Source organism: Polaromonas sp. P1_H6 (assembly GCF_056405195.1).
The window spans coordinates 1-22793 of sequence record NZ_JBFUCN010000043.1; the positions used below are offsets into that span (position 1 = coordinate 1).

At 61.0% G+C, this 22793-nt stretch carries 27 protein-coding genes; 16 read left to right on the forward strand and 11 right to left on the reverse strand.

Annotated elements, in window-relative coordinates; translation table 11 throughout:
* Positions 1-207: 207 nt before the first annotated feature.
* Positions 208-1209: a lysylphosphatidylglycerol synthase domain-containing protein gene (locus AC1D1F_RS23520; protein ID WP_477697617.1), complete on the reverse strand. Its 1002-nt coding sequence runs from the start codon at positions 1207-1209 to the stop codon at positions 208-210.
* Positions 1210-1890: 681 nt separating this feature from the next.
* Complete coding sequence (locus AC1D1F_RS23525) at positions 1891-3234, reverse strand: sensor histidine kinase (RefSeq protein ID WP_477697575.1); 1344 nt, start codon at positions 3232-3234, stop codon at positions 1891-1893.
* A gap of 655 nt (positions 3235-3889) precedes the next feature.
* Here AC1D1F_RS23525 and AC1D1F_RS23530 point away from each other — a divergent pair.
* The 3 genes from AC1D1F_RS23530 to AC1D1F_RS23540 all read left to right on the forward strand — a co-directional run bounded on the left by AC1D1F_RS23530 (position 3890) and on the right by AC1D1F_RS23540 (position 6474).
* Positions 3890-4897 carry an Lcl C-terminal domain-containing protein gene (locus AC1D1F_RS23530; RefSeq protein ID WP_477676012.1) on the forward strand — a complete coding sequence of 336 codons (1008 nt, stop codon included), beginning with the start codon at positions 3890-3892 and terminating at the stop codon, positions 4895-4897.
* 155 nt (positions 4898-5052) lie between these two features.
* Positions 5053-5580 (forward strand): hypothetical protein, encoded by a 528-nt coding sequence (locus tag AC1D1F_RS23535; protein ID WP_477676011.1) that lies wholly within the window; start codon positions 5053-5055, stop codon positions 5578-5580.
* Between the two features lie 105 nt (positions 5581-5685).
* The gene (locus tag AC1D1F_RS23540) at positions 5686-6474 is read left to right on the forward strand and encodes an alpha/beta fold hydrolase (protein WP_477676010.1); all 789 of its coding nucleotides are present in this window, start codon (positions 5686-5688) and stop codon (positions 6472-6474) included.
* A 57-nt stretch (positions 6475-6531) separates the two neighbouring features.
* On the opposite strand, the gene AC1D1F_RS23545 is transcribed toward AC1D1F_RS23540, so the two are convergent.
* Positions 6532-6996, reverse strand: coding sequence for a hypothetical protein (locus tag AC1D1F_RS23545; protein WP_477676009.1), 465 nt, complete (start codon positions 6994-6996; stop codon positions 6532-6534).
* Between the two features lie 149 nt (positions 6997-7145).
* On the opposite strand from AC1D1F_RS23545, the gene AC1D1F_RS23550 reads away from it, so the two are divergent.
* From AC1D1F_RS23550 to AC1D1F_RS23565, 4 genes are all read left to right on the forward strand, one after another.
* A complete protein-coding gene (locus AC1D1F_RS23550; RefSeq protein ID WP_477676008.1) occupies positions 7146-7547 on the forward strand; it encodes a GNAT family N-acetyltransferase in 402 nt (133 codons plus the stop codon).
* A gap of 81 nt (positions 7548-7628) precedes the next feature.
* Positions 7629-8681 carry a hypothetical protein gene (locus AC1D1F_RS23555; protein WP_477676007.1) on the forward strand — a complete coding sequence of 351 codons (1053 nt, stop codon included), beginning with the start codon at positions 7629-7631 and terminating at the stop codon, positions 8679-8681.
* Positions 8682-8886: 205 nt separating this feature from the next.
* Positions 8887-9375: a hypothetical protein gene (locus AC1D1F_RS23560; RefSeq protein WP_477676006.1), complete on the forward strand. Its 489-nt coding sequence runs from the start codon at positions 8887-8889 to the stop codon at positions 9373-9375.
* A gap of 199 nt (positions 9376-9574) precedes the next feature.
* Complete coding sequence (locus AC1D1F_RS23565) at positions 9575-10138, forward strand: hypothetical protein (RefSeq protein WP_477676005.1); 564 nt, start codon at positions 9575-9577, stop codon at positions 10136-10138.
* 37 nt (positions 10139-10175) lie between these two features.
* On the opposite strand, the gene AC1D1F_RS23570 is transcribed toward AC1D1F_RS23565, so the two are convergent.
* The gene (locus AC1D1F_RS23570) at positions 10176-11084 is read right to left on the reverse strand and encodes a LysR substrate-binding domain-containing protein (protein WP_477676004.1); all 909 of its coding nucleotides are present in this window, start codon (positions 11082-11084) and stop codon (positions 10176-10178) included.
* Positions 11085-11189: 105 nt separating this feature from the next.
* Between AC1D1F_RS23570 and AC1D1F_RS23575 the strand changes: the two genes are divergently transcribed.
* The 7 genes from AC1D1F_RS23575 (at position 11190) to AC1D1F_RS23605 (ending at position 16538) form a co-directional block, all read left to right on the forward strand.
* Positions 11190-12353, forward strand: coding sequence for a mandelate racemase/muconate lactonizing enzyme family protein (locus AC1D1F_RS23575; protein ID WP_477676003.1), 1164 nt, complete (start codon positions 11190-11192; stop codon positions 12351-12353).
* A gap of 60 nt (positions 12354-12413) precedes the next feature.
* A complete protein-coding gene (locus AC1D1F_RS23580) occupies positions 12414-13397 on the forward strand; it encodes a tripartite tricarboxylate transporter substrate-binding protein (protein WP_477676013.1) in 984 nt (327 codons plus the stop codon).
* Between the two features lie 218 nt (positions 13398-13615).
* The gene (locus AC1D1F_RS23585; RefSeq protein WP_477700859.1) at positions 13616-14005 is read left to right on the forward strand and encodes a hypothetical protein; all 390 of its coding nucleotides are present in this window, start codon (positions 13616-13618) and stop codon (positions 14003-14005) included.
* A 74-nt stretch (positions 14006-14079) separates the two neighbouring features.
* A complete protein-coding gene (locus AC1D1F_RS23590; protein ID WP_477676001.1) occupies positions 14080-14634 on the forward strand; it encodes a hypothetical protein in 555 nt (184 codons plus the stop codon).
* 49 nt (positions 14635-14683) lie between these two features.
* A complete protein-coding gene (locus tag AC1D1F_RS23595; RefSeq protein WP_477676000.1) occupies positions 14684-14887 on the forward strand; it encodes a hypothetical protein in 204 nt (67 codons plus the stop codon).
* Between the two features lie 88 nt (positions 14888-14975).
* Positions 14976-15977 carry a phosphotransferase enzyme family protein gene (locus AC1D1F_RS23600; protein WP_477675999.1) on the forward strand — a complete coding sequence of 334 codons (1002 nt, stop codon included), beginning with the start codon at positions 14976-14978 and terminating at the stop codon, positions 15975-15977.
* Positions 15978-16076: 99 nt separating this feature from the next.
* Positions 16077-16538, forward strand: a complete 462-nt coding sequence (locus AC1D1F_RS23605) for an NUDIX hydrolase (protein ID WP_477697269.1) — start codon at positions 16077-16079, stop codon at positions 16536-16538.
* Between the two features lie 95 nt (positions 16539-16633).
* Here the strand turns inward: AC1D1F_RS23605 and AC1D1F_RS23610 are convergent, their stop codons facing one another.
* The 3 genes from AC1D1F_RS23610 to AC1D1F_RS23620 form a co-directional block, all read right to left on the reverse strand.
* Positions 16634-17116 carry a GreA/GreB family elongation factor gene (locus AC1D1F_RS23610; RefSeq protein WP_477675997.1) on the reverse strand — a complete coding sequence of 161 codons (483 nt, stop codon included), beginning with the start codon at positions 17114-17116 and terminating at the stop codon, positions 16634-16636.
* 303 nt (positions 17117-17419) lie between these two features.
* On the reverse strand, positions 17420-18019 hold the full coding sequence (locus AC1D1F_RS23615; RefSeq protein WP_477697268.1) for an NADPH-dependent F420 reductase: 600 nt from the start codon (positions 18017-18019) through the stop codon (positions 17420-17422).
* A gap of 35 nt (positions 18020-18054) precedes the next feature.
* Positions 18055-18789 carry an SDR family NAD(P)-dependent oxidoreductase gene (locus tag AC1D1F_RS23620; RefSeq protein WP_477697267.1) on the reverse strand — a complete coding sequence of 245 codons (735 nt, stop codon included), beginning with the start codon at positions 18787-18789 and terminating at the stop codon, positions 18055-18057.
* A 112-nt stretch (positions 18790-18901) separates the two neighbouring features.
* Between AC1D1F_RS23620 and AC1D1F_RS23625 the strand changes: the two genes are divergently transcribed.
* Complete coding sequence (locus tag AC1D1F_RS23625) at positions 18902-19300, forward strand: winged helix-turn-helix transcriptional regulator (protein ID WP_477675994.1); 399 nt, start codon at positions 18902-18904, stop codon at positions 19298-19300.
* Here the strand turns inward: AC1D1F_RS23625 and AC1D1F_RS23630 are convergent.
* Genes AC1D1F_RS23630 through AC1D1F_RS23645 form a run of 4 tightly spaced genes read right to left on the reverse strand, consistent with a single transcriptional unit; the run spans position 19297 to position 21905 of the window.
* Positions 19297-19794: an SRPBCC family protein gene (locus tag AC1D1F_RS23630; protein ID WP_477675993.1), complete on the reverse strand. Its 498-nt coding sequence runs from the start codon at positions 19792-19794 to the stop codon at positions 19297-19299. The two genes, AC1D1F_RS23625 and AC1D1F_RS23630, sit on opposite strands and share 4 nt — an antisense overlap.
* 30 nt (positions 19795-19824) lie before the next feature.
* Entirely contained in the window at positions 19825-20493 is a 669-nt protein-coding gene (locus tag AC1D1F_RS23635; RefSeq protein ID WP_477675992.1) for an NAD(P)-dependent oxidoreductase, read from the reverse strand.
* Entirely contained in the window at positions 20490-20984 is a 495-nt protein-coding gene (locus AC1D1F_RS23640; protein WP_477675991.1) for an SRPBCC family protein, read from the reverse strand. Before AC1D1F_RS23640 ends, AC1D1F_RS23635 begins: the two co-directional genes overlap by 4 nt.
* A 51-nt stretch (positions 20985-21035) precedes the next feature.
* Positions 21036-21905, reverse strand: coding sequence for an NmrA/HSCARG family protein (locus tag AC1D1F_RS23645; protein WP_477675990.1), 870 nt, complete (start codon positions 21903-21905; stop codon positions 21036-21038).
* Between the two features lie 101 nt (positions 21906-22006).
* Between AC1D1F_RS23645 and AC1D1F_RS23650 the strand changes: the two genes are divergently transcribed.
* Positions 22007-22793, forward strand: a 787-nt coding sequence (locus AC1D1F_RS23650) for a LysR family transcriptional regulator (RefSeq protein WP_477675989.1), incomplete at its 3' end; no start/stop codon positions are given.

A 22793-nucleotide genomic window follows, 5' to 3' on the forward strand; every position in this document is an offset into this window, starting at 1 on the left:
TTGTTTGAGCCGAAGGCGAGTTTAGCCAGACCCCGCTTGGCTCGAGCACCGCAGGTTGCCCGAAGCGAAGCGTAGGGACCCAGACTGCGGGTCGCCTTTTCTTTGGTGACTTTCTTTTGGCGAAGCAAAAGAAAGTTACTTGCTGCCGGCAACCCCGGCCAACAAGATCAAGAGAAGGGCGCTCCGCCGGAGCAAGACCCGGCTTCATCAGGCGGCAGGTGCAGGATCCGATACCGCATGTGCTGCGGCATATTTCTCCAACAACAAATACAAAACCATCCCCCCAGCCAGAGGCAAGAAGTAGTACAGCGCCCGGTACGCCAATACCGCCCCCATCAACGTCCCTTGCCGAACACTGCCGGACAGCAAAGCCAGATACACCGCCTCCAGCACCCCCAACCCACCCGGAATCGGCATGATCACCCCCACGATGGAGGCCGCCATCAGCACACCCAGCACCTTGCCGTACTCCACCTGGCCACCCAGCAGCCAGAACATGGCCGCGCCCATTAACGCCCAGTTGGCGGCCGACAGCAGCAGCTGCACCAATGCCAGCCCGGGGGAGGGCAGCGTCAGCCGCCGTCTCCGCACACGCCACTCGCGCCCGCGCGCGAAGGCGCAGGTTGCCACGTAGGCGATGGCCAGCAACACCATCGCCACGCCCAGCGTTCGCAGCGCCGTTGCGCCTATGTGCGCCTGGCTGGGCAGGGCGATGACGCCGCTCGCAAACAGGCTGCCCGCCACCAGTCCGTAGCCCAGCCAGTTGGTCGCCAGGCTCAGGCCCACGATCTGCGCGATGGTCGTTTCATCGAGGCCGGCCCGCGTGTACAGCCGCGCCCGCAGCGCCACGCCGCCCACCAGCGAGCCCAGGTTCAGGTTGAAGGCATAACTCGTCACCGCGATGGCCCAGGTCTGCAGGCGCGGCAGTGTGTGGCGCGTGTGGCGCCGGCCTATCAGGTCGAAGCAGCCGTACAGCGCATGGCTGGCTGTCGCCAGGCCCAGTACGCCCAGAAGCAGCCACGGCGAATAACGCCACAGCGCCTGCCAGGCGCCGGCCCAGTCCACCTTGTGCGCATGCGACACCAGCAGGCCCAGCACCACAATCCCCAGCGCGGGGAATACCCAGCGGCGGACGCGCGGCCACGGCGATGTGGTGGTGGATGCGGATAAGGAGGGGTCGGCGGGAGCGGGCGCCGCGGTGCTGGGCATGATGAGGGAATCTTCCCTGGGGCTCGCGCCCGGCGCCAGAGCTTGGCGGCGGTGCTTTCTGTAGGCGTAGACCGACGGGCGGGTTTCTGTTTTCTCTGCTGAGGGTTGCTGGCCGGGGGTAGCCCGGCGGCTACTCACTTTTCTTTTGCTTCGCCAAAAGAAAAGTAAGCAAAAGAAAAGGCGACCCTGGTTGCTGCGTCCCTTCGCTTCGCTACGGGCAACCTGCGGTGCTCGGTCCAGCCGGGGTCTCGCTAAACTCGCCTTCGGCTCAAACAACGCGATCCCTGATCCGTCTGGCCCTGCGCTCCTCGGCGCATCCACAAGGGTTGGGGAATTGAATACCAATACCTAAGAAACAAGGACTCGCCGTGGCGAGTCCTTGTTTGTATTTATCTTCTTTGTCTTTTGTCCCCGTTCCCGATTGCCCCGTCCTGGCTGGGCCGAGGAGCGCAGACGTAGGCGGATCAGGGATCGCGCTTGTTTGAGCCGCAGGCGAGTTTGCGCGAGACCCCGCCGTAGTCGAGCACCGCAGGTTGCCCGTAGCGAAGCGTAGGGACCCAGACTGCGGGTCGCCTTTTCTTTGCTTACTTTCTTTTGGCGAAGCAAAAGAAAGTGAGTTGCTGCCGGCAACCCCGGCCAGCAACCCTCAGCAGAGGGCGCGCCGCGGGGAGCAAGACCAGGCTACGTCCGGCCGCTCCCCGGCGGGTTGCCTTCATATCTTGCCAACTCAACCCAAAAAACACTCCCCCCGCCCTGGCGCGCAGCCATCCCCACAGGATGCCCCAGCGCCTGGCTCAACCGGTAGATGGCCGCCAGCTCCAGGCCGAAGCCCTCGGCCGTGCCTTGCTGCGGAATGCCCTGCACAAAAGTCTGCTGTCGCTCATGCGCGATGCCCGTGCCCGTGTCCCACAGCTCTATGCGCCAGCGGCCCTGGCGCTGCCGCGCCGCCAGCAGCACGCCGCCGCCGTGCGTGTTGCGCAAGGCATTCGACAGCAGGCTGCCCACCAGCCTTGTCAGCAGCACCGGGTCCGACAGTGCCCGGCCCGCGGCGGTCCGGGTGCGCAGGCGCAGGCCTTTTTCGCGCGCCAGCGGCATGTGCTCTTCGGCCAGCGTGTGGATCAAGGCGGCCATGTCCACCGGCTGCGGGTGCACGTTCAGCGAGGCCGGATCCAGCCCCGCCAGGCTGAACAGCGACTCGAACAGCTCGTCGATCTTGTGCGTCGAATCGCCGATCTTGCGCGCGATCTGCACCGCGAACTCCGGCTCCCTCGTCAGCCAGTCGGCATACAGGCCCAGCGCATGCACCGGCAGGCGCAGCTCATGCGCGGCGCTCGCGATAAAACGCGTCCTCACCGTCTCCGCGTCCGCCACCCCCCGTTTCCGATCCTCCAGCGCCTTGATCAGCTGCTGGCGGTCGAACTGCAGCTCCAGGCTGATGCGCAGGGCCTGGTACATGCGCCGGCCTGTCACATGCGCCACCCACAGGAAAACCAGCACCACCATCATCTCGGCGCCGGTGTCCAGCACCGACGGCACGCCGCCCTGCACGTCCATGCGCCAGACCAGGGCCGCCAGCACCGAGACGCCCAGGCCGTTGCAGTAGGCCGAGAAAGTCCGCAAGCACGGCGGCGACGAAGACACCGCGGTCGCCGCGATGGCCGACAGGATCAACATGCAGACGAACTGCTCCTCGACAGGCGCCCGGTGGTAGACCACAAACATCAGCGAACCCCAGACCATCGCGCTCAGGGGCCAGGCCCATCCATGCAGCGACATGAACTCCCGCAGCGCCACGCCGTCGGCCTCCGCCAGCCGTTGGCGGTAGGCATGCAGGATGATGTAACGCAGCATCGTTATCGAGCCCGCGGCCAGGGTCCACACCCAGAGGCCCCAGGGCTCCACATGCGGGTACAGCGTCACCACCACCACCATGATCACCAGCACGGCCGCGTGCAGCGTCGGTTGCGCATGGCGCATGAAAGTGTGGGCCAGCTGCACGTTGACCCAGGCCTCGCGGGGGCTCATCGAAGGGCGCTTCCGGAAGCGGCTAGCGGGGTGGGCGTCATGGAGAGAAAAATTTTCCGTGGGCGGGTAGAGACGGTAGGGGCGGTAGAGGCGTGGACAACCACACTATCAACGATTTTCCCTTGTGTGCCGGGTGGGCAGAAGAGGGCGGGGGTGGGGGTTCTACTTATTCAGCTTACGGACATCCGCCCCGGCCTTCGCGCGGGAAAGTCTTCCTGGGGACATTCTTTGCGAGGTTTCAGGCGTGCGGCGCGCGGCCCTTGCCAGCGCGCCGTGGTCCATGGGTTTAACGGCAGCCGGGGTGTGAAAGTGTTGTCTGCCCGTAGGTGCCACCCTGGTCCTGCCAGTGTAGGCGCGCTTGAACGAGCTGCCTTTGGTAGTCATTGGCCGGGGGCTACAGCGGTGGAATGCATACCTTTTTATTCCTGGCGATCCGGCAAATGAGGGGTGATTGTGGTCCTCTGATGCGTTGGTACGGGCGGCTCGGAACTTTTCAGGTATGAGCCGCTGGATGTCCTGGATAAGATGTGGCTTGTCGGCCAGAAGCGGACGCATGCACCTCAAAAATCCTTGTGGCCGGCTGCTGATGCTTGTGGGAATCATCGGCCTGGCTGGAATTATTTAACTATCAAAAAAAACGCTCAGGAGGCTAGCCATGACCCTATCGCCGTATTTGTTCGCAATGGCGCTCACCTTGCCGCTGGTGGGCATCGCCCAAAGTCGCTTCGAAGTTTCCGCGGACGGACACCAGGTGCTGGACCGGCAAACGAACCTGGTCTGGAAAAGGTGCGCCGAGGGCCAGGGCTGGAACGGATCGGCGTGCGCGGGCCCCGCCAGCAAGTTCACGTTTGATGCGGCAACGGCCGTGACCGCCAATCCCTCAGCTTGGCGCCTTCCCGGCGCCAAGGAACTCTTCAGCATCGCGGGGGCGGGCGATGCAGGGCAAGTGCCCGAGGTGAATCCCCTGTCCGAAAAACCGGGCATAGCCTTCTGGACATCGACACCGCAGGCCGCCGCGCCCCAGATGACCGCCTGGATTGTCGATCTGGGCTCGGCGACGACCTTGCCATCCCTGAGAGGCGCAAGCAATCCCGTACGGATGGTTCGCTCTGACGCCTCGCCGGCCACCAGCGAAAAGTCGCCGGACGACAGAGGCGTGAGTTTCAAAACGGTCACCGGTCCGGATGGGCAAGCCTATGCCCGCACCGAATGCGTTCTCGACGCCGTCACAGGGTTGACCTGGGAAGGCAAGCCTGCGGACGGCAGCTTCAGGGACAAGGCCAACAGGTACACCAACTTCGACAATCCGGACAAGGCGCAGGTGATGGTCTCCAATGCGCCGTCGCATCCCTCGCCGGATCAGATAGCGGCGACAAGCAACGCCCTTGCTTACGTCAAGGCGGTGAATGCGGCAAAGCTATGCGGGCATTCCGACTGGCGCCTGCCATCAATGGCCGAACTGCATGATCTCGTGAGTTTCGGCAGGGCAACGCCGCCAATGCTTGACCCGGCGTGGTTCCCCAATACACCCACACAGTTCTTCTACTGGACTTCCGAGCCATATCCCACGTTCTCCACGTCGGCCAGAATACTGAATCTTGCCTTGGGCGGGGCCCGGGCGACATCGCGCATGACACCGGGTTATGTTCGGCTCGTCCGCTGATGTCGTGCGAGGCGGGCTTGCGCCGCGCGCCCGTGTATGTGCGCCCGAGCTTGGTGCAGCTGCAGTTACGATGACCGCGGCCGGCCAGAATCCGGCAGAAGCCTCACACGCCGGTGCGGCTTCATGATCACTCTATTCACCGAGGGGGACTCTTTATGAACATGCTCGCACGTATCCTTGTTTTCATCGTCCTCTTTGGGGTCCTGGCGACCGCAATCGGAGGTGTAGGCGGAATTACGTGGGGCTTGTTGCTGGCGTTCATCGGGACGGTGTTTATCCACAGTCACATGAAGGAACGGCGTGAGAAGTTGACGGGTGGAACCGGCCCCGACCAAGCGGTCTCCTCGGCTGCTGCACCCGATCCCGCCGCCGCACCGGTTCCGGGCGCCACCGCGGACCACAGCCTCCACTGGGCACGTTGGACTTTCGTGCTGATGCTGGCTTGCGTTTTCCTGTTCCCTGAGTCCGTAGGCAAAGAGTACGCGCTCTATGGATTGGCTGTGTTGCTTGTGCTCTTCATCGTCTTTCACCTTCAGCTGGGCCGCGCCGCTGCATCGATGGGGCGCAGTTGGGCCGTGTTCGGTCTCCTGCCGCTTCTGTTTCCGGTGCTTGGGGGACTGATTTCGTTCGGTGTGCTGTGGCAGGTCGGACCCGGGAAGGCGAGCGCGGATTCGACGAAGTGAGATGCGGACACCCGGGACCGATCATCAACCAGCCGGCGCCTCATCCATAAAAATAGGCAACGGCGCCTCGAGGCTCACCTCGAAACACATGTGAGAAGCACATCCATGGCAACGACGTACGCGCCCAAACAGACGGCCACTCGCGGACATACCGTTCAAATCAACAATATCGAGATGTACTACGAGGAGTACGGAGCCGGAAAACCCCTGCTGCTCTTGCATGGGTTTGGCGGCTGTACACAGAACTGGCATCCCTTCGTCGAGAAGCTCTCGGAACACCATCGGCTGATCGCCGTGGACCTGCGTGGCCATGGCCGTTCCACCAATCCCGACAACACGTTCACACACAGGGAAGCGGCCAATGACGTATTTCTCTTGCTTGAAAAATTGGGGATTTCCCGGTTCTCGGCGATGGGAATGAGTTCCGGCGGAATGACGCTGCTGCACATGGCAACGAGCCAGCCAAAGTGCATCGACTCGATGGTCTTGATCAGTGCAACGACCCATTTCCCCGACCAGGCGCGAGCCATCATGCGCAGGGCTTCATTTGGCACCATGCCCCAACAGGTGCGGGAGATGTACCGGGAGTGCGCAAAACGCGGTGATAAGCAGATTCGCCAACTCATTGCACAGTTCAACGCGCTGCACGAGAACTACGATGATATGAATTTCACCGCACAAAGTTTATCGACCATCACAGCGCGCACGCTCATCGTGCACGGTGATCGCGACGCTTTTTTCCCCGTTGAAATTCCTCTAAGCCTCTACCGTTCCATACCGGATGCCGCGTTGTGGGTGATTCCCGGCGGCGACCACGTGCCCGTTTACGATTCCACGGTTCCATTTACTTCAACAGCCCTGCGATTTCTTGATGGGCCGGGCAGCAGGCCGTAACCAACGATTGGGCGCGGCACTCTCCCCTGAAGGCGGCCGATGGGATCACAAACCGTTTCACCGCCTGACCGCCAGCGCCACAATCGCCGCACCGGCGGCGACGATCAGCGCGTCCTCCATCAAACCGCTGCGGGTCTGGCCCATGCGCGCCATGGCTTGCTTGCGGCCTGCCAGCGTCAGGTAGGCCAGAGGCACGGCCGTTGCAACCGCCGTTAAAGCACCGGCCTGCTCGCGGCCGCGGGGCGCCAATGCAGCGCCCGCGATTCCCGCGCTCATCACCCGCGCCAGCAGTCCCAAAAAAACAGTGCGGTCAGGCGCGGTCTTCATCTTGTCGCCGAACAACTCGCCAACACCCATGGCCAGGGCGCCGCCCCTGAACAAGGGCCGGTCGAGCAGCACAAGCCGCCCAGGCGTGCGGCGGTCCAGCAGCCGTGCCGCAGCGATACCGGCCATGGGCGTCATCGAACGTGCACTGGCAACAGCGCCGATAAGGGCGGAAAAGATCAAACCGGTGTTTTTCATGGTTTATTCCTTGGGGGCCATACAACATGCAACAAAGGTCATCGTGCCTGGGGCTGCTTCCCCGAAGAAGGAGAAAAACACTTGATCGCCCGTAGGAAGCGAGCGAAGATTCGTCCCACCTAAGCTGGAACGAAGGACAGTACTCATTCATGAAAACCAGACCCTTCCAGCCGGCCGATAGCGCAGACGTATATCGACTTTTGATTGCCAATGGTTGGCAGCATCGAATTCCTTCAGTGGGCTATCTACAGGAACTGATCGCCGCATCCCAGAGAGTCATCGTCGCAGTGGACGGGAGCCAAGTCGTCGGATTCGCCCGGGCCATCACGGACGGCTTGTCCAATGGGTATCTTTCCATGGTCGTGGTTCAGGAGTCTTGCCGGGGCCAAGGCATCGGTACCCAACTGGTTGAGCGCATCGTCGGTGACGAGCCCCACGTGACGTGGGTGCTTCGCGCGGGGCGCGAAGGAGCGCATGAGTTTTTCTCCAAGCTTGGCTTCACGGCGTCTGCGGAAGCGATGGAGCGCGTGCGTGGGACGGCGGCCAAATGATCGCTGTGGAGTACTGCGGTTGGGCTAGGATGGCGGCAATGGTCAGAAAGCGGACATCGAACACAGTGACACGGGGGGCTCATGAGAAAAAAACAAACCGCAGCGGGTGTACTGCTGCTGGTCACATTCATCACATCCAACGCTGCCGGGATGGATTGGCCAAAGTTGGTGAACGGCAAAGGTCGCCCAGAGTGCGCGATAGTTCTCACGCTTGCGCAATCCGCATATAAGTCAACAGCATTCAATCTCTGGGAGCCACGGGCTCTTCCCGAAAACTTGAGTGACACCTTGGTCTTAGGACCTCAGGGTCTGGATCTATCTGGTGGTGACGCCCTTGAAGCGAACCTAAAGGTCTTCACCAAAGTTCCACTTCCCGAATATGCTCCGCGGAGCATCTATTGGCAAACAGCGACCACTCAAAGCAATCGCCTTGTCATTGAGGAGATACCGCATGGATGGCGTGGTGATGCATACGCTGTACGACTCGTCCCGACAACGCTGACCACTGCCGAATACTTTTCAACCAGAAACCGGAAAGGAAGTGGAGGGCTGACAACCTTGATCGATGGAGCTTGGCGGGCTCCACTTGTCTTTGAAAGCAAGGACGCCAACAAGTTGTGGCTGGTGTATGTCGGAGAACCTTATGTATTTTCTCCCGACTGGGTGGTCTATCTACCGATAGCAGGACAACTTCAAGAAGCGTGCAAAGCTCAATTTCGCCCCAGCGTGAATCAAGCCACTTTACTACTGCCGCAGCCGGTTCAGCGATTTGCCGCGCTTCTCGATCGGTCGATAGGCCCAGGTGCGAATGAAGGGACATTGCAGCCGACAGCGCGCATAAGAGTCACCGTCGACCAGGCCTGGGCAAATGCGGCGCTGAGGCCGTGGGCCATGGGCGCCCCCTATAACTCGCGCGAGCAAGTAGACGCAGGCTTGTCGACATGGGCTGAAGGCGGGAAGACGAATCGAGCGACTCATTCAGAGATTCGGGTTAGGTACAAGATCGCGGAGAAGGCACTGGCAACCTACTACGAAAGCCGATTCAATATGTCAAAATCTGAATCACAGTCCACGGCGAAAAATGTTCTGGATATCGCTTTACGGACACACTACGTGTTCCCCAAGCCGCGTTGACACAGTGGATGGCCGTCAGCGGCTTATTTTGGTGCCTGCTCATGCGTGCCAATTCCTTCTTTGATCCATGCTCGACCATGGCCAACATGGAAACTATTTACCGGAAGTGGACGTTAGGAGGGAGCCATGGGTAGTCTTGAGACTCCTCTCGCCTCACGAAACCCAGGTCGGAAATGAAGATAGATACAAATATCGGAGGAGGACCATGAAAAAAATGATCGCACTCGCCTGCATGGCCCTGTCCGCGCTGGCAATGCACGGCAATCTGTCCGCTCAACAGGGACCCCGCTCCACCGGTGAGTATTACCGTGACCTGGGCGTCATTTTTGGCGTCATCGAAGCCGTCCGGGAAATCGCTGACATCTGTTCGGAAGAGTTTCCAGAGACCAGCGACGACAATGAAAAGCATTACCAGCTCTGGCGCACCAGTCAGCTGGATCTTTTAGAGGAAGTCGAGCGGCATCGGACCAAAATTCTGGAGAATCCTGTTCTGGGGGCTCAATACAAACGCGATCTGTACAACCGGAATCTCACGTTTAAAACAAACCAGAGACGCGCCCTGGCGGCAGATGGAGCGGCAACGTTCCGAGCCCGTTGCAATGCGTACGGTGATATGACCAGCTTGCCGCAATGGGACCTGGAGACATCATTTGCGGGACACATAGCGACCATGCGTCGCGGACCACCGCAATGATTTTCCAGGCGCCGGAAGCGGTCGTTCGCAATAGATCATCAATGAAGGCTGACTACAGCAGACTCGATTTTTTGGTCCTTGATATTGTTGCAAAGGGCGCGCAGTCGCTCGATCGGCATTGGCAGGAACGGCTGAGCCACAGGAGTTCCCCAGATGACTTGCGACAAAAAATGAATCGCCGTTAAACCAGAGAAGTCCCATGCTCGAAACTGCACGCCCGGAAGGGACGCCAGAACCACCCATCGCGCTTGTCCTGGCAATCGTTGCGGCTTCCTGTCTGGCCGGCGGAACTCTCATCTTCTTCGACGCGGAAATCAGCTTTGCGATTCTGAGCCAGCTGCTGAATCCCGGGCGCAATACTTTCTACGGGATTGCAGAGCCTGCCGGCTGGATTTACCGCTTCCGGTTTGAACTCTTTGCCGCAGGCAGCCTGTTCATCGCCATTCCTTTGACGGCAGCCTGGTTTGCATCGACCGGCTACAAGCAGTACCTGCGAGCGGTCGTACTCCTTTTTGTGTTTTCTGTTCTCGTCAGCGGTGCGGTGTTTTTCCTGTACAGGCAATACATGCAGATTCAACTCACCGACATTCAAATGTGGGGGAAGCTCCAGCCTCCGCGTTCCAGGGGCTCATTGACGCCAGTGGGAACGGTGCCCGTCGCCATGCTCACGCTGTCGGGTCCTTTGCTGGCCTCCGCGTTTGTCTTCATGCGCCGGCGTCGCATCGGTCAGGCTGCTTTGGGCCCGCAGCCACCGGCAAGGTGACCGGCTCCGGCCATAAGCGGACATCAAAGGAGCGTTATCAACTAACCTCACCCGCCCTGGTCACAGCATCCCAAAGCGCCTCCGCGGCGCGCCCCATCGAATTGCGGGACCGGAAGAGCCTGATCTCCAGCGGAACGCGTAGGGCAGGCACACCCGCCTCGACCACACGGCCGCTTGCCAGGTCGTCATGAATCAGGGTTTGCGGCAGCCATGCCACGCCCCGGCCTTCGAGGACCATGGTTCTCAACACCGAGGCCAGGTGCGCGGTGAACACCGTTTGCGTGGAGACGTTCTCCATGGCCTCAAACCTTGTTTCGCGCAGAATGCGGCCCAGTCCGGATTCAGCGCTGTAGCCCAGAAGGGATACCGGCGTCTTGCCCGCTTGCAGTGTGTGAAGGGGCTGGCCCGAGGCATCAACCGCGGTCACCGGCACGAGGCTGTCGGCGCCAATCTGGATTGAGAGAAAATCGCCGGAGTCAAGGCGCCCCGGCGCGCCGGGGTGGGCATGGCACACCACAAACTGCACCTTGCTTTGTTCCATCAGCGCCTCGCAGCGCGCCAGAACGTCGGACTCCAGGTGCATGGTTCCGGCCATGGTGTGCGCTTCAAAACGCCGCAGCCAGGCTGGCATGAAGGTGAACGACAGCGCGTGCGTTGCGGCAAACCGCAGGGAATGTGAACCTGCTTCGGCAATGATCCTGGCCTCGCCCGGTATGCGGGCCACCTGGGCCTGCAAATCATGGGCAATGCCCTGGAACCACTGGCCGGCTTCGGTCAGCCGGACCGGCTGTGAGCTTCTGTCAAAAAGCTCCGTGCCTATCCATTCTTCCAGGGCGCGCACCCGGCGCCCGAAAGCCGGCTGCGTCATGTGGCGCTCTTCGGCCGCGCGGGAGAAGTTGCCCGTTGTCGCCAGCGCGGAAAAGTCTTCGAGCCAGGAGAAATTCATGCCCAGTGCTTTGAAAGCATTGAAGAGAAGAAAAACAGCATTGGTCAAATGCGGCGGCCTTCGCGATCATAACGATCCTCCTCACAACTTGTCATAAAGACAGCCATGAAAATCGTTGAAATCCGGGAGAAGACCCTCCCCATCAGTTCACCCATCCGCAACGCCTACATCGACTTCAGCAAGATGACCTTGAGCCTGGTGGCCGTCATCACCGACGTCATCCGGGACGGCAAGCCGGTCGTGGGCTACGGGTTCAACTCCAACGGCCGTTACGGGCAGGGCGGGCTGATCCGCGAGCGCTTCCTCGACCGTATTCTTGAGGCTGCGCCCGAAAGCCTGATCGACGCCCAAGGCACGAACATTGACCCCGCCAAGGTCTGGGCAGCGGCCATGAGCAACGAGAAACCTGGCGGCCACGGCGAACGTTCTGTTGCCGTGGGCACCATTGATATGGCGGTATGGGATGCGGTCGCCAAGATTGAGGGTAAACCCCTGTTCCGCATGCTGGCCAAGCGCCACGGCCGCGAGGCCAACCCGCGCGTCTTTGTCTACGCCGCCGGTGGTTATTACTACCCGGGCAAAGGCAACGAGGCGCTCTGCGCGGAGATGCGCAGCTACCTGGATCGCGGCTACAACGTGGTCAAGATGAAGATAGGCGGCGCTTCCATCGATGAAGACCGGGCGCGCATCGAGGCGGTCTTGAAAGAGATCGGCTCAGAGGCCCGGCTTGCGGTCGATGCGAACGGCCGCTTCGACCTGGAAACCGGCATCGCCTACGCAAAGATGCTCCGCGAGTTTCCGCTGTTCTGGTACGAAGAGATCGGCGACCCGCTCGACTACGCCTTGCAGGCGGCGATTTCAGAGTTTTATCCCGGCCCCATGGCCACCGGCGAGAACCTGTTCTCGCACCAGGACGCCCGCAACCTCCTGCGGTATGGCGGCATGCGCCCCGACCGCGACTGGCTGCAGTTCGACTGCGCGCTGTCCTATGGCCTGGTGGAATACCTGCGCACACTGGAAGTGCTCAAGCAGTTCGGATGGTCGCCTTCACGCTGCATTCCTCACGGCGGGCACCAGATGTCCCTCAACATCGCAGCCGGCCTCGGCCTGGGCGGAAATGAAAGCTATCCCGACCTGTTCCAGCCCTACGGCGGTTTCCCCGATGGCGTCAAGGTGATCGACGGCCATGTAACCTTGCCTGAACTGCCGGGTATCGGTTTTGAGGGCAAGGCGGACCTTTACGCCCAGATGCAAGCCCTCTCTGCCTGAGCCTGATTCTGTCGGCAACGACAAAGACAAAGGAGACAAAGCATGAAAAACAATCAGCGAATGTTCAAACGGGTTCTTGGGATTCTGGTTTCGGTGTTGCTCAGCCTGTCGGCAGTGCCGGCGGCCTGGGCGCAGTACCCCGACAAGCCGGTGACACTGGTGGTGCCCTTCGCCGCCGGCGGGCCGAGCGACAAAATCGCCCGTGACCTCGCCGAAGCGCTGCGCAAGCCGCTGGGCCAGACCGTCATCGTTGACAACACGGCCGGCGCCGGCGGGACCATTGGCGCTGCGCGCGTGGCGCGCGCCAAGGCCGACGGCTATACGCTGCTGGTGCACCACATCGGCCTGGCAACCGCGCCCGCCCTTTATAAAAAGTTGCCCTATGACACCCTGAAAGACTTCGAGTACCTGGGCCTGATCAACGAAGCGCCCTCCGTGCTGATCGGCCGGACAACGCTCGCGGCCAACAACCTTGCCGAACTGCGCAAGTGGATCGCGGAGTCCGACGGCCGTGTGAACCTGGCCAACGCCGGTGTCGGGTCGGCTTCGCACCTTTGCGGCTTGATGCTGCAAAGTGCGCTCAAGTCCAAAATGGTGGCAGTCCCCTACAAGGGAACCGGCCCGGCCATGACAGACCTGATAGGTGGGCAGGTAGACCTGATGTGCGAACAGGCGACCAACGCCGTGCCGCAAATCGAAGGCAAAAAAGTGAAGGTGTATGGCGTCAGCAGCAAGGAGCGCCTGAACCTGCCCTTGCTTGCGCAAACGCCGACATTGGCCGAGGCCGGCCTCGCGGACTTCAACGTCACGGTCTGGCATGGCGTGTACGCGCCGCGCGGCACGCCGCCGGAGGTTCTCGCCAAACTGAATGCCGCGCTGCGTGAAGCCCTCAAGGACTCGGACCTGATCAAGCGCCAGGAGGCACTGGGCCTGCGCCTTGTGACCGACGCCAGGCTCAGCGCATCCGGCCACAAGGCGTATGTCCAGGCCGAAATGGCGCGCTGGGGAAAGGTGATCAAGGATTCGGGCGAGACGGCTGAGTAACTTCCCAGGCGCAGACGACGTGATGCGCGGATTGCGTGAGATCTGCTTTGAATCCATAGCGGACATTCAACCAATGTGTCCTTACGGGAAAAACGAAGCGTAGAAGCGCGAGAGAAGGCTGGCGCGGGAATACTTTCTTTCACTCTATAGGTCCACTCCCGCCAAGTGACGGTCGAATGGTCTTGATGCCTACATTCAGTTTGGTTAACAATCGAACCATGGAACTGTCGATCTTGCTTTTGGAAGACTTCCCGTATACATCGGTCGGATCGTCACTGCCGTTCCTCTATCAGGTGAAATTTGAGAGTGCCGTTGTGCTACACGGCCCTATCCACGTGACGGCATGCCTGCTCACCAATGATGAAAACGACGATGTTTGTATCGGATACACAAAAAATATCTTTGCTCTGCCTGGTGTGACGTTAGCTATCCCATCTGAAAGAGAACTGGTTCTAGCGGTCGATGCGCTGGAGTACGAGAACGAACCGAGCGAGTTCACTTCGGGGCGATATGAGTTGTCGGCAAAAGTCCAAATGCAGGTACAGGTGGCAGGTGGTTCAGTTTGTCACCAAGAGCTACGGTCTTCATGTCACATTGACTTGTTATGAAGGGGAATGAGCTCTTGAAGAATGGCTAAAGGGCTGCTATCGGCCATAAACGGATACTGGGAGGCGGAATGAGGATGAAAGTGGCCAAGATTTTTCTCTGGCTCCAGGAATACAGAGTGCATTGCTGCATTGCGCTCCTAATTGTCGCGGGGCTGATGTGGATGCAGCGATCTGAAACTAAAGTTGTTCTCGAGAGCGCACTCAGCGCACGTGACGTAACGGTGAAATACGTGGGGCCGCTCGAGGCGATAGTCAGCCGCACAGGAGTGAACCACGGCAGCACCCATCTCGATGCCGGTTTCGGCATCGGTATCGACAATGACATCGACCGCGACGACCTCATGAAGAAGCTGCGGCCTGTGCTTTATGTACCCTTTGCCCCTGTCCTCGACGTGGGGCGCGAGCAGGCTTCGGTCATTGAGAAGGCTGGCCCTTTCCTTCGGGTCGGCCTGTTTCAAGGGGCAATCATTACCGCAGACAGCCCTTCGGGCCCAGTTTTCACGTACCAGGATTACGCTGAGAAGATCGAGCAACGCCGCAGCATTTGGATGATGGCAGCCCTGCTGGTGACCGCGACCTCAATAGTGTTGTTCGTTGTGACACGTCGGAGGACGCCACTGAGCGACTGAACTACTAGGCCCCCTATCGGTCAAGGGCGGACATTGGAGCCAATTTCAAATGAACGAAGTACCGAGCAAAACCCCCGAAAAATACATTGCAATGCGCACGAGTGGCGCGAGTGCTGAGGATGTGTTTCAAAAAGCGAGGAGCGACGGCTACAAAGCGATTGATTGCGCATTCATCGTCGCGGGGTTGTTTGAAATTGAATTCCGCGAGGCAAGAAAAATTGGCTTTTCTCTCGACCAGCAGCCTGGCGACTGAGCCAGGATGACGACATTCGGCCAGAAGCAAACGTTCGAGTCTGCGCGCCGCCGTGCCATAATCGCGCCCTTTTTCCCGCGGGGTAAGCATGCAACTGGAAATCGCGCAATCGACGCCAACGGCAAGCAGCATCGCCGCCCTTGTGCAGGCTCGCTATGGACTTGGCGAGGTCGTCGAGAGTGAGTTTCTGCGGCGAAGTTTCAATCAGGTCTATCGACTGGGTTTTGCCGACGGGCGGCGCGTTGTGGCACGTCTGTCCGCAGATCGGCCGCGGGGTGGTCCCAATGCGTTGTTCGAAGCTGCGGCACTGGAGCACTGGGCCCACGTCGGCTGCCGGGTCTCTCGCTGCGTGACAACGGCGACCGGCGAGATAGCCATACAGGTGCCGCTGCCGGAAGGCGCACGGATGCTGATGCTCTTCGAATATCTGGACGGAGAGTTCACAGGTGAAGCCGCAGCTGAGGTGCAGGCCTTTGCGCACGGATTGGCCGCCTTGCACCAAGGGGGCGAAAGCTACCAGGGGCCGGAGAGCACCTATGTGCTTGACCTGAACTACCTCCTCCTCAGGCCGCTGGAAGGATTGCTTCGCGCGCCATCCATGACCGGCGAATTGCGTCCGCAATTCGAGAAGCTGGGCTTGCGGCTGCACGATGAAATCCTGGCCATGGGTGAACTGAGCCGCGTGCTATGCCATGGCGACGCACACGGTCAAAACAACTTCATCACGACCGACGCCCAAGGGCAACGCCAGGCCATATTCTTTGACTTCGACGAGGCGGGCCCGGGCTACCTGGCGTATGAGCTTGCGGTCTACCCATGGAACCTGTACCCGCGCGTGCCTGGCGATGAGGCGAGCAGCAAGGTGCAAATGCAGTGGAAAAATTACATCTCCGCTTACCGGGACAGACGCCCGGTCGCAGATGCCGACCTTGCCGCCATCGCGCGCTTCATGGCGGTGCGGCAATTCTGGTTGCTGGGAGAGTACGCAGGACGAGTGCCGGTTTGGGGTTCCCAAACCATGACGACCGGCCAACTCCGCAGACAGGTCGAATTGCTACGCCAATGGGAGGCGTTGGAATTGCCAACTTAGCGGCCCATCCCGACGGTCGCAATGGCCTCTTTGTGCCGGGCACGGCAGCGGCTATTTTCGGCCGACAGCGATATTTCATTCTTTCAACGGAACCCCACCTTGCGACGACGCCCCTCATCCCGATTGCTCGTTCTCAACCGTGCGAGAAGCCTGTTGCTCTTTCGCTTTGTGCATAAGGCCGGAGCATTGGAAGGGCAAGACTACTGGGCGACTCCTGGTGGCGGGCTGGAGGCCGGTGAAACCTTCGCCGAGGCGGCGGTGCGCGAGCTGGAAGAGGAAACGGGCATCGTTGTCGCTGACGTAGGCGATCCCATTGCTCAACGAGAGTTCGTCCTGCGGTTGGCGGATGGCGAAGAGGTCATGGCCGATGAACGGTTTTTTGTTGTCACCGTGGAAGACCACCAGGCAGTCCTGCAAGACCGCTGGACCGCCGAGGAGGTCGAGGTGATAAAGGACCACAAATGGTGGAGTGCGCTCGAACTCAAGTCGACTGATCAGATCGTGTGGCCTGTCGACCTCCCGGAAATGCTCACATCTGCCGGCTGGTGGCCGCGCAGCTGACTTCGGTTGTCTGTGGCGGATTCGCCGCCTGAAATGAAGGTTTGCATGGAGGAATGGGCAAAGACCGCTTAGGGCCCAGAGGAGTCGTTCACGGCTCAATGAACCCGCAGCACCTCAAACTGCTGTCGGATTGCGGCGACCTGTATCGACACATCATCACCCTCGCATTTGCCCAGCATGGCCCTGCCCAAAGGGGCTTCCATGCTGATGACCTGAACCAGCTGAGTGCCGCTGCCCAACTGCATGCTGCCCCCATCCGGGCCGAGAAAGAGCTGTTGCTGCTTGTCGTCGGAATCGACCAGGCAGACCAGCGCGCCGAGCTGTATCCCTTTGCTGGCGTCGTAAGGACGCGGGCGGAATTGGCGCCACTTGGCCATCGCCTGGCGGATGGCTTCGGCGCGCCGAACTTGGCCGGTGGCCAGGTAGGCGGCTTCGAGTCCCAATGTGTCGTATCTGTTTTTGGCGATATTTTCTGCGTGGGTCGCCGTTTCGTGTGCCACCCGCACTGCATCTTCGGCTTGCAGCAGGTCTTCGGCGAGCCGTTGCAGCACCTGCTGTTGCAGCGAGAATTTATTCATGACGGAAGGTAGGCATCTCAAACAAGAGGGGGAAGGCCTTAATTATGAAGGGCTCCTCCAGCCGTCGACCCGATTGCACTTTCGGCAGTGCGCCGTCAGCGTTCACTCTTGCCGCCTACGTACTGCGCCGAAGCACTATAAATGCCCCCTGCGGGTTCTGATGTCTGCTTCTGGCCGAAAACAGTCATCTTACCGGCGCCTGCCTTGGGTCCAAAGCGGACGCCGCACTGGCTCATCATTCGATGCCTGGATGGCCGATTGCAGGATCGCATCGGAATTTACGATGACGATCCCGCTGATTCATCAGTCGAATTTGACCAAATCCTTAAAAATCAATTGACCCCAGCTATTTCCGCGCGCATGCACCAGCAGCCCGCCTTCCGAAAGCCCGCCAAGCTGGATCGGCGAGAAACCGAGTTTTTCCGCCAGCGCGCCAATCTCCGCTGCCGCGCCGTCGTCGTCGCTCGCCAGGAACACGACTCTCCTGCCACCGTGTACGGCCGGATCTTGCTCAAGGACACCGGCGACCAGGTGGTTGAAGCCCTTGACCAGTCTTGCACCGGTAAAGGCCTGCGCGACGACCTTGGCGGAAGGCTGTCCTCCCAGTTCCTCAGGAGACACGCCGTAGGCATTGGTCACATCGATGAGGGTCTTGCCCTTCCAGTTCGGCAGCGCCTTCGCGACATCCCGGTGCGACTCGAAACGGACAGCCAGGAAGAGGGTGTCCGCCTTGAGGGCTTGCGCCAGTGTGGTGGGAATGACTTTGGGTCCGATCGCGGCCGCGGCGGATGCAAAGCTTTCCGGGTCGCGGGTGGTCGCAACGGATACTTCGATGCCGCTTCGGGCAAATGCCTTGGCAAGGGCCTGGCCGAGTTTGCCGAAGCCAATAATTGCGTAGCTCATACATTCTTTCCTTGGGGTTTTGTTTCAGATCTGCATCAGATTTGCGCCAGGCCGCCGTCGACGGCAAGCTCGCTGGCGGTCATGAAGCTGCTGTCGGGCGATGCGAGAAAGGCCGCCGCTGCCCCGATCTCCGCCGGATCAGCCATGCGCTGCAGCGGGTTCATCGCGGCGAAGACCTTCATGCCTTCCGCGCCCAGCGCCGCCTTCGCGAGTTCGGTCGCCGTCGGTCCGGGTGACAGCACGTTGACCCGGATGCCGGTGCCCTTCAGGTCCTCCGCCCAGGTCCGCGCGAGGTTGCGCACTGCCGCCTTGCTCGCGCTGTAGACGCTGAATGCTGGGGCGCCCGTGGTGCCGGCGCTTGACCCGGTCAGGATGATCGAGCCGCCCTGGCCCATCAGCAGCAGCGCCTTCTGGACCGTGAAGATCGTTCCCTTCACATTGGTGTCAAAGGTTTCGTCAATGTGCCCGGCGGTGAGCTTGCCCAGCGGAAGCGGGCCTCCTGTCCCGGCATTGGCGAAGACGATGTCGAGGCTTCCGCGTTCGGCCTTCACTGCCGCGTAGAGCCGGTCAAGGTCGGCCATATCGGAGACGGAGCCCTTCACCGCGCGGGCATGGGGGCCGAGCTCGGCCAGGGCGGCGTCCAGCGCTTCCTGCCGGCGGCCGAAGATGAAGACAAAAGCGCCTTCCTCGATAAAGCGCTTTGCCGCGGCGAAGCCGATGCCGGTGGCGCCGCCGGTAACCACGGCGGTCTTTCCATTCAGTCTGTTCATGTATGTGTCCTTCGTTTGAAGTTGTAAACAAGCGGGGATTCGCTTGCTGAAGAACACATGCAGTTCTGCTAACCTGCGGACAAGTATGCACTTTCAGGTAAGTACCAAAAAAATGACGACACCTTCTGAAACCTGCGATCCCGGCTGCGGGCTCAACACCACGCTCCGCATCATCTCGGGCAAGTGGAAACCGCTGGTCCTGTTTTTCCTGCGCGACGGCGCCAAGCGCTACGGCGAGCTCAAGCGCCTGATTCCGGGCGTCAGCCACAAGGTGCTGATCCAGCAATTGAAGGACCTGGAGGCCGACCAGGTGCTGGCGCGGACCGACTACCAGGAGGTGCCTCCGCGCGTGGACTACATGCTGACCCCGCTGGGCCGCAGCCTGGCTGACGCGATCATCCCGCTGTGCAGCTGGGGAAGCGAGAACTTCGCGGAAGTGACCAGCATCTTTGCCGGGCGCGATGCTTTGCCCCAGCAGGATGCTGAAGAAGCGCCGGGCCGGACGCCTTAAGCTGCGTTCCCTGCTTGAGTGCCTTCCACCTGTTCCTTGGACAGACGCAGCGCTTTAGCCATATACCCCCGCCACAAGCTCCGCGTAAAAAGGCTGACCAGAGGCTTCAGGATGGCTGATCGACTGATGAACTCGTAGCGCCAGCGAACCGACGTGGCGGAACGGCCCGGCACGTTTTCGAACCACCACTCACCGCGTGCCTCGCTGGCAAGAAGCCGCAGCACCCCGGTGAATTCCGTGATGCGGTAGGCAAACCGCTTCGGGTAGTCGTAGCTTGTCAGTGTCTCCCGGGCGGAACTCCCGTCAGAGAAGACCACGTTTCGGGTCCGACCTGCGGCATCCCACGGGCCGGTCTGATTCAGCGTCTGCGTTACCGATGGGAGCGGGCCGTAACCGGTAAAGATCGATGTGAGGTCAATGGGAACGATGTGCAGGAAGGTCTTTTCCCTGGATGCTTCGACCATCGTGATGACTGTTGCTGCGGCGGATTTCATGGTTGTTTCCTTGTTCAGAGTTGATGCGGTTTACCAAGTGATGAGCGGTGAGCGGCTCAGCCAGGTGTTGCTGTGCACCTGGTCCAGGACAAAGCTCGCGACGTCGGGCCTGGCGATCGTTCCGCCATGAAAACCGGAGAGATCCGTAAGCGCCCGGATCTCGCGACCGGCCGGTTTGTCGTTCAGCACCGAAGGACGCACCAGCACCCAGTCCAGGCCGCTGTCCCTGATGATCGCTTCTTGCCGATTCTTGTCGACATACACCTTGCGCAAAAGGGCCGGGTGAATCAATTGGTCAAAAACAAACCCTCCGTGGCCGGCACTGTCGCCCGCCCCCATGCCGGTGATGCACACCAGGCGCGAGACCCCGGCGGCCTTCATGGCCTTCACAAGCGCCTTCGTTGCCGACGACAAAAGCGTTACCTCTTTAAACGGGCTGACCGGCGTGCCCAGGGCGCTCACCACGGCATCCCGGCCCTCCAGCGCCTTGCGCAACACCGCTTCGTCACGGGCGTCACCGATGAAGACCTCGGCGCCCTCCAGGCCGCTTGCCTTGGTGGGCGAGCGCACGAGCACCCGGACCGCAAACCCCCGCGCAAGGGCTTGCTTCACGATCAGCCGGCCCGTGCCGCCTGTGGCGCCGATCACCAGGATTTTCTGGCGCGAAAGATCGGATTGCACAGTGTTGACGGAGTTCATTGCACACCTCCTGGCAGTGACAGCTTGCCTTGCGCGAGCAATTCGCGCGTGCGTTTCAGCGTTGACAGCAGCGCGGTCTTGTAGCCCTTGTCGCCGTCCATCCACGCCTGCTCGGCCTGCTCCTCGGGGCCGCCGGGCGCCTTGCCGCGAAGGCCGACGTAGCAATAGAAGCGAAGCTGGAGGTTTCCCGACTCATCTTCAAACAGTTCGTTGACAATCGCGCCTTCGCGCGGGCCGGTGGCCTGGAAAAAGGTCACCTTGCTCTCCGGCTCGAAGGTGATGATTTCACGCAGGTCCGTGCCGGCGATGGTGGCTTCGCGCACGATGTGGGTCTTGCTCTCTTCCACGACCTCGCAGTAGGTGCAGAGGCCGGGCGGAAGGAAAAGCCGCGCATCGCGCGCCTTGAGGACCAGGCCGGCCCACACCTGGGCGCGCGTGAGGGGCACCTCGCCCTGTGGGTTGACTTCAACGGTGGCGGTCGAATAGATCATGATGGTTTCCTTGATTGAAGTTTGAAGCTTTGACGTTTTGAAGGCCGGCGCTCAGGCCGGTGCCGAAATTTCGGCGGCGAAGTCGCGGTAGGAGCGCAGCGGGCGGCCCAGCAGCCTGGTCAGGCGCTCGACGTCGCCGGCTTCGGGAACCATGCCCTCCGTCAGGAAGCGCTCGCTCATCAGGCGCATGTCATACGCCATCCATGCGGGCATGAAGTTGCGCAGGTTCTTCTCGAAGCCGGCCGTGTCGTCGCCGCCATAGGTGATGGGGCGATTCAAGACGCCGGACCAGATCGCGGCGACAGCGTCTCCGGTCAGCGTGTCCGGACCGACCAGATTGATCCGCTCCAGGGGCAGTGGCCCGGACGCGCGTTCGCGGCGCAGCAGCTCGATGGCGGCGATCTCGCCGATGTCACGTGCATCGATCATGGCCAGGCCCTTGCTTCCGATGGGCATGGGGTACACGCCGTAGCCCGTTACCACGTCTTTGATGGTGCGTTCGTTGTCCATAAAGTAGGCCGGCCGCAAGATGGTGGCGCCGAAGCCCATCTGCTCCAGCATGCGCTCGACGCCGAACTTGCCGGCGAAGTGAGGAACGTTCACGTACTTGTCGCTGTGGATCACCGACAGGTAGACGATGCGGTCTATGCCCACCTCGCGTGCCAGGTTGAGCGAAATCAGGGCCTGGGTGAATTCATCGGGAACCACCGCATTGAGCAGGAACAGGGTGGAGACGCCTTTGAAGGCCAGGCGCAGGGAGTCCACGTCGAGCAGGTCACCCTGCACGACGTCCACACCCGCCGGAAAGCTGGCTTTTGAGGGGTCGCGCACGAGTGCCCGCACGTCTGCGCCCCGGTTGACGAGTTGCTGGACAACTTGGCGGCCGATGTTGCCGGTGGCGCCGGTGATAAGGATGGTCATGAAAATTACTCCGTTTGGTTTGAAAGAGCCTTGATCTTCATCGTTTCGCCAAATGTCCGATAGCCGTTATATTTGGACTATCTGTCTCACTGGTGGAACACATGGACCTACTGGCTCTTGCTGACTTCACGCTTGTCGCCCGGCATGGCGGCGTCGGGCGGGCCTCCCGCGAATCGGGCCGCCCCAAGGCCACCCTCTCTCGCCGGGTGGCCGACCTGGAAAGCGGCCTCAACCTGCGGCTTTTCGAGCGGGGGGCGCGGGCGCTGAAACTCACCGAAGAAGGGCGGGCGCTGTTCGAGAAGACCTCCGTGCTGCTCACCGAGCTCGACGAGGCAACGGCGGCGATTTCCGCCGGTGGGGACGAGCCGCGAGGAAGGCTGAAGGTGAGCGCGCCGCTGCTCTTCTCGCAAGCCGCGATGGGGAAGCTTGCGGCCCAGTTCGCCATGAAACACCGCGAGATCCGCCTGGAGGTCACGACGGAAGACCGCTCCGTGGACATGGTGGAAGAGGGCTACGACCTGGTGATCCGGGTGAATCCGGATCCCGACGAAAGCCTGGTGGGCCGGATCTTCCTGAGAGACCGCGTCGTGATGGTGGCGCACCCCGGGCTTCCACGGCCCGCGGGCGGGGCGCCTATTCCGGTCGTACTGCGGGGAGGCGCAATCGCCGAAAAAATGGATGCCTGGGAACTGACCGAGAAGGGAAAAAAGAAACGCCTGACGGTCCAGCCTGTCCTGAGCTTGTCATCGCTGTTCATGGTCCGCGATGCGGTCCGTGCGAATGTCGGTGCGGCGCGCCTCCCCTTGTCGCTGGTCATCCCCGACCTGGCCGCCGGAACGCTGGTGCAATGGGGCGACGTCACCGGGCCCGAGGTGGCGCTATGGGCGC